This window comes from Nocardia sp. NPDC005978 (assembly GCF_040614455.1).
In the GTDB taxonomy this organism is placed as follows: Bacteria; Actinomycetota; Actinomycetes; order Mycobacteriales; family Mycobacteriaceae; genus Nocardia.
Genome location: NZ_JBEXUS010000212.1, coordinates 1 through 5,142, shown reverse-complemented (window position 1 = coordinate 5,142; position 5,142 = coordinate 1). Strand labels below are relative to the sequence as shown.

General features: G+C 71.2%; 4 protein-coding genes. 2 read left to right on the top strand and 2 right to left on the bottom strand.

The annotated features are described in order from the left end of the window. Positions 1–214: 214 nt before the first annotated feature. Positions 215–1,759, bottom strand: coding sequence for a long-chain fatty acid--CoA ligase (locus ABZ319_RS40000; protein WP_354991812.1), 1,545 nt, complete (start codon positions 1,757–1,759; stop codon positions 215–217). Between the two features lie 142 nt (positions 1,760–1,901). On the opposite strand from ABZ319_RS40000, the gene ABZ319_RS39995 reads away from it, so the two are divergent. After that, entirely contained in the window at positions 1,902–3,062 is a 1,161-nt protein-coding gene (locus ABZ319_RS39995) for a helix-turn-helix domain-containing protein (protein WP_354991811.1), read from the top strand. Positions 3,063–3,110: 48 nt separating this feature from the next. Here ABZ319_RS39995 and ABZ319_RS39990 read toward each other — a convergent pair whose 3' ends face one another. Then, positions 3,111–4,364 carry a lipase family protein gene (locus ABZ319_RS39990; RefSeq protein ID WP_354991810.1) on the bottom strand — a complete coding sequence of 418 codons (1,254 nt, stop codon included), beginning with the start codon at positions 4,362–4,364 and terminating at the stop codon, positions 3,111–3,113. A gap of 97 nt (positions 4,365–4,461) precedes the next feature. Between ABZ319_RS39990 and ABZ319_RS39985 the strand changes: the two genes are divergently transcribed. Beyond that, the gene (locus ABZ319_RS39985; RefSeq protein WP_354991809.1) at positions 4,462–5,127 is read left to right on the top strand and encodes a TerD family protein; all 666 of its coding nucleotides are present in this window, start codon (positions 4,462–4,464) and stop codon (positions 5,125–5,127) included. The last annotated feature ends 15 nt before the right edge of the window (positions 5,128–5,142 follow it).

Genomic DNA, 5,142 nt, shown 5'->3' with positions numbered 1-5,142 from the left:
ACAAACACTTTTCCCCTCCCCCCCGCTCTTCCTATCTGGATTACCCAAATCTGTCCAACCGCGGGGCGCGGCAACCCGATCGGGTTGCCGCGCACGGCCTTTCGTTGCGTTCGGCCCGTCCGCGGACCGAGATGGCGTCCCAACCTCGCCACCTCGGCGCCGAGGGCCGGGAACCCATCCGGCCCTGCGGAACCCGGTCCTGCGGAACCCGGCGTCAGTGCACCTGACGTCCCGTGGCGTCCCAGTACTTCGCGCGCAGGTCGCGCTTGAGGATCTTGCCCGCGCCGGAAACCGGTAGGGCGTCGACGATTTCGATCGTGCGGGGGGCCTTGTAGCCCGCGATCAGGGACTTGACGTGGTCGCGGAGATCCTCGGCGGTCAGGGTCGCGCCGGGCTGGCACACGATCACCGCGTGCACCCGCTCGCCCCATTCCTCGTCCGGCACGCCGATGACCGCGCAGGCCGCCACGGCGGGATGACCGGCGACCGCGTTCTCCACCTCGGCCGAGTACACGTTCTCGCCGCCGGTGACGATCATGTCCTTGAGCCGGTCCACGATGTAGACGTAGCCCTCGGCGTCCATGTATCCGCCGTCGCCGGTGTGCATCCACCCCTCGCGTACCGCGCTCGCGGTCTCCTCGGGCTTGTTCCAGTAGCCGAGCATGACGTGCCCGCCCGCGACCGTGATCTCGCCGACCGTGCCCGCGGGGACCTCCGCGCCGTCGGCATCGACGATGCGAATCTCGCTGTGCGGGGCGGCGCGTCCGGCCGAGCGCAGCCTGCCGGCGGCGTGATCGGCCGGGCCGAGCAGTGTGGCGATGGGTGCGAGTTCGGTCATTCCGTACGCCTGGGTGAACCCGGCCTGCGGGAACGCCTTCATCGCGCGCTCGAGCACGGCCGCGGAAATCGGTGAGGCGCCGTACATCACGTGCTCGATGCTGGACAGATCGTGGTCACCGATGGCGGGGTGATCGGCCAGCACCTGGATCATCAGCGGCACCAGCACGGTGTCGGTGGCCCGGTGCCCGGCGATGGCGGACAGCACCGCGACCGGATCGAAGACCGGGATCATGATGTGGGTGCCGCCGAGCGCGAGCGTGCCGTACCAGCCCGCCAGATCCGCGAGGTGGAACATGGGCGCCACGTGCAGGAATCGCCCGCGCGGGCCGAACAGGAAGCCGCTGGCCACCCCGCCCAGCGCGGAGGCCGCCAGGTTGTTGTGGCTGAGCATGACGCCCTTGGGGAAGCCGGTGGTTCCGCCGGTGTAGAACACGCCCGCCAGGGATTCGCTGCCGCGGCGGGCATCGGGGATCGGCTCGGCCGCCGTGATCAGGGCCTCGTAGTCGAGCAGGCCGTCGGGGGTGGGCAGGTCGCCGCCGTGGATGATGGCGCGCAGGTCGGGGGCGCGCTCGGCGATGGCGGGGACCAGGGCCGCGAAGGCGTCGTCCACGACCAGCACCTCGGTGCCGGAATCCCGCAGCGAGTAGGCGATTTCGTCGGCGCTCCAGCGGGTGTTGACCGGATTGAGCACCGCGTCCGCCCACGGCACCGCCAGCAGGTATTCGTGATAGCGATCCGAGTTGAGTGCGAGCATGGCCACCCGATCGCCGGATTCGACCCCGAGCCCGCGCAGCGCGCTCGCCAGCCGTGCCACCCGATCGCGGACCTCGGCGAAGCTGCGGGTGCGGTCGCCGCAGATCGTCATGGGGGCGTCGGGATGCTGCTGGGCGCCTCGGTGCAGGCCCTGGGTCAAATACATCGGCGATCCTTCGTCGAACGGCGGTGGTCGGTGTGACGAGTATCGCCGCGCGAGTGTGACCTGGGCCATGGAGAAGCAGCCGGACTATGAGTTGTCCGATTTGTTGGTTTTTCCAAACGGCGGACGTAGCCTCGACAGTGTCATGACAGCAGCCAGGGACGCCTCGAGATCGCCGGCCAAGCGCCGATTGGCCGCGCACGTCCTGGGTCATTCCGAGTTGCTCGCCGGCCGGGTGGTCGCCCGCGCCCGCGCCGAGATGCCCGCCTACGCGGCCCTGCCCACCGCGTCCACGGTCACCGCCACCATCGGCATCCTGTCACGATTGCTGACCGCGCTGCGCGATGGCTCCCCGCTCGGCGCCGATGACCTGCGCGCCATCCGGGAGTTCGGGGAAACCCGTGCCCGGCAAGGTGTTTCGCTGGCCGAGGTGCAGAACGGCTGGCGCATCGCGGTGCGTGAGCTGCTGGACGATTTCACCGAGTCCGGCAAGACCGTGCGGGTCGGGGCGCGCGCGATGCTCGAGCTGACCCACGACCTGCTCGAGATCGTGGACGAGGCGGCCGCGCACTACACCGGCGGGCATCGCGACGTCGAGATCGAACTGGCCCAGCACGATCAGGATCAGCGCGCGGAGTACGCGCGCGGGCTGTTGCTGGGCGGGCTCGGGCCCGCCGACATCCACATCGGCGCGCAGAACTACGGCCTCGATGTCGAGGGCTCCTACCGGGCGTTCCGCGCTCGCCCGGACGATCACGCCGCCGATGCCGCCCTGCGCCGGGTGCTGCGCGGCGAACCCGCTCGCGCGCTGCGCGGCCTCGCCACCGTCATCGACGGCGACGTGACCGGCTTCCTGTCGGCCGCCTGCCCGGTCGAGACCGCCGGGCTCATCGGCTTCGGCCCGCCGGTGCGCCTCGGCGAATTGGATCGATCGTTCCGCCTGGCCAGCCGCATGCTGGCCACCGCGCAGGTCTACGGCCGCACCGGCGCGGCCGACCTGACCACGCTCGGCGTGCTGCCCGCGGTGGTGGCCGACACCGACCTCAGCGAGGAACTGGCCCGCCGCTACCTGGACCCCCTGGGCACGGGCGAGCAGGCCCGCACCGTGATCGACACCGTGGAGCGCTTCTTCGACCTCGGCATGCGCGTGGAGGCCACCGCCGACGCCCTGATCGTGCACCAGAACACGGTCCGCTACCGCCTGTCCCGCTTCGAGGAACTGACCGGCACTGACCTGCGCACCCCCCACTCGGCCGTCCAGATCTGGTGGGCGATCCAGCACCGCCGCACCCACCCCCGCCCCTGACTGCGTGGTCCCCCCCCGGGATGGGCGCCGTGGTTGGGGCGGTTCGGGTTACGAGCAGCCGGCGGGGGCCGGGACGCCGGCGAAGCGGTCGTCGAGGAAGTGCAGGGCATCGGCTACGCCGCTCAGGGCCGAGACCAGGTGGGTGGGGGTGCTCGTGCGGCGGTAGCTGACGGTCGCACCCGCGCCGCACCAGGCGGCGACCGCCGCGTCGGTCGCCGCGATCGGGAGTGCGTCGTCGCCGGTGGAGTGCCAGACGAACGACGGTGCGCCGGGGACGTTGCCGTCCAGGCGGAATCTGTTCGCCAGGGCTGTGATTCGTGGGTGGGTGGCCAGGCCGGGGCTCGCGGCGTAGTCGTCGAGGTGGCTGAAGGCGTACTTGCCGCCGAAGTCGTGGCCGCAGGCGCGCGTGTTCTGTGCCAGGGCGGTCCGGCCGCGTTCGTTGAGCAGGGCCGGGATATTCGCTTCGGGCACAATGCGATCCAGGGCAGACAGGGCCAGCAGGCCGAGTCCGGCGCTGTAGGTGCCGCTGGTGCCTCCCAGCGCGCCGATCAGATCGGCGGGCAGCCCGCCCATGGCGACCCCGGCCGGTGCGAGCTCGGGCGCGTACTCCGGTTGCGCCGCGGCCGCGAAGCTGGTGGCGTAGCCGCCGCCGGAATAGCCGAGCAGGCCGACGGGTGCGGCGGCCAGTCCGGCCGGAGCGAAGGCGCGGGCCGCGCGGATACCGTCGAGCACGCCGTGCGCGCTCTGTGGTCCGTCCAGGAAGCGCTGATCGGGGCCCTGGTAGTCCGGGAGCACGACGGCCCAGCCCCGGTGCAGCAGGGTGAGCGCGCCCAGCGCCTCGCCGTTGGTGTTGTTGAACCCGGCGGCGAACGCGGCCCGCACGGAATACGATGTGGTGCAGTCGATTCCGAGGCTGTCCTCGGCGATCTGGTAGCTCAGCAGCGGGCGGGGCCCGGGGCCGGTCCAGGGCACGAGGGGCACCGCGATCGAGACGACGCCGGTGCTGGGCGCGCCGTCGGCGTCCGAGGATCTGTATTGCACCTGCCATACGCGCAGCAGCGGTCCCGCGTCGAGGCCGTAGGGATCCACCGCCCGCGATTTCAGCACCGTGCCGTTGGCCAGCGATCGTAGATTCGGCGGGGCGTCGTAGAAGGAGTCGTGTTCCGGCGTCGGAACCCGTTCCGCGGCAGCTGTTCCCGTGGCCGCCACCGCCGCGGTGACCGCGGTGAGGGTGACGAGGAGCGCGGCGCACCAGCGCCGGATCGGGCCTGCGGATGTGGGGTTCAGCCGGGCTGGGATCATGGTTTCCTTCGGCTCGCCGGACTATTTCGCGCAGCAGACTATGTGCTGTTCGCGGGCATGGTCCCGAGATTCGCGGGAAGCGGGCAGACTGACACGGGTGACGAACCTCAGCAAAGGTGCGAATGTGCCCGTTACCGCGGGTGCGGTGCGAGCGGTCCTGGCATGGTCGGGCGGGGCAGGGGTGCCCGATGTAGATGTGTCGGCGCTTCTTCTGGGCCCGGACGGGCGGGTGCGCTCGGACGCGGATTTCGTGTTCTACAACCAACCCCAACACGCCAGCGGTGCCGTGCGGCATCTCGGTAAGCGCGACACCGTCGACGGCCTGGACGTGAATCTGGCCGCGGTCGAGGCGGTCGTCGATCGAATCGCGGTGTGCGCCTCCGCCGATGGCGGTTCGTTCGGCCGGGTGCCCGGTCTGCACCTGCGCCTGCTGGACGCCGCCGGGGCCGAGATCGCCCGCTTCGACATCGCCGCCGGCGCCGAGACCGCCATGCTCTGCGGCGAGTTGTACCGCCGCGGCCCCGGCTGGAAGTTCCGCGCCGTCGGTCAGGGCTGGTCCAGCGGCCTGGCCGGTCTGGCAACGGATTTCGGCATCACCGTCGACAAGGAGCAGACCGCCCAACCGGTTTCCCCGTCCCCATCCTTCGCTCCCGCGCCCGGCCACGTGCCCCCGCCGCCCGCGCCGGGCTTCGACACGGTCAACCAGCGCTCGCGTCCGCTCCAGGACGAGGAACGCGCCATGCTCGAGGAGCTGAGCGCCTGATGCACACCTACGCCA

What these genes read in the sequence shown, in the direction of transcription:
- ABZ319_RS39990 (WP_354991810.1), bottom strand. Translation starts at nt 4,364, where the DNA reads ATGATCCCAGCCCGGCTGAACCCCACATCCGCAGGCCCGATCCGGCGC.
- ABZ319_RS39995 (WP_354991811.1), top strand. Translation starts at nt 1,902, where the DNA reads ATGACAGCAGCCAGGGACGCCTCGAGATCGCCGGCCAAGCGCCGATTG.
- ABZ319_RS40000 (WP_354991812.1), bottom strand. Translation starts at nt 1,759, where the DNA reads ATGTATTTGACCCAGGGCCTGCACCGAGGCGCCCAGCAGCATCCCGAC.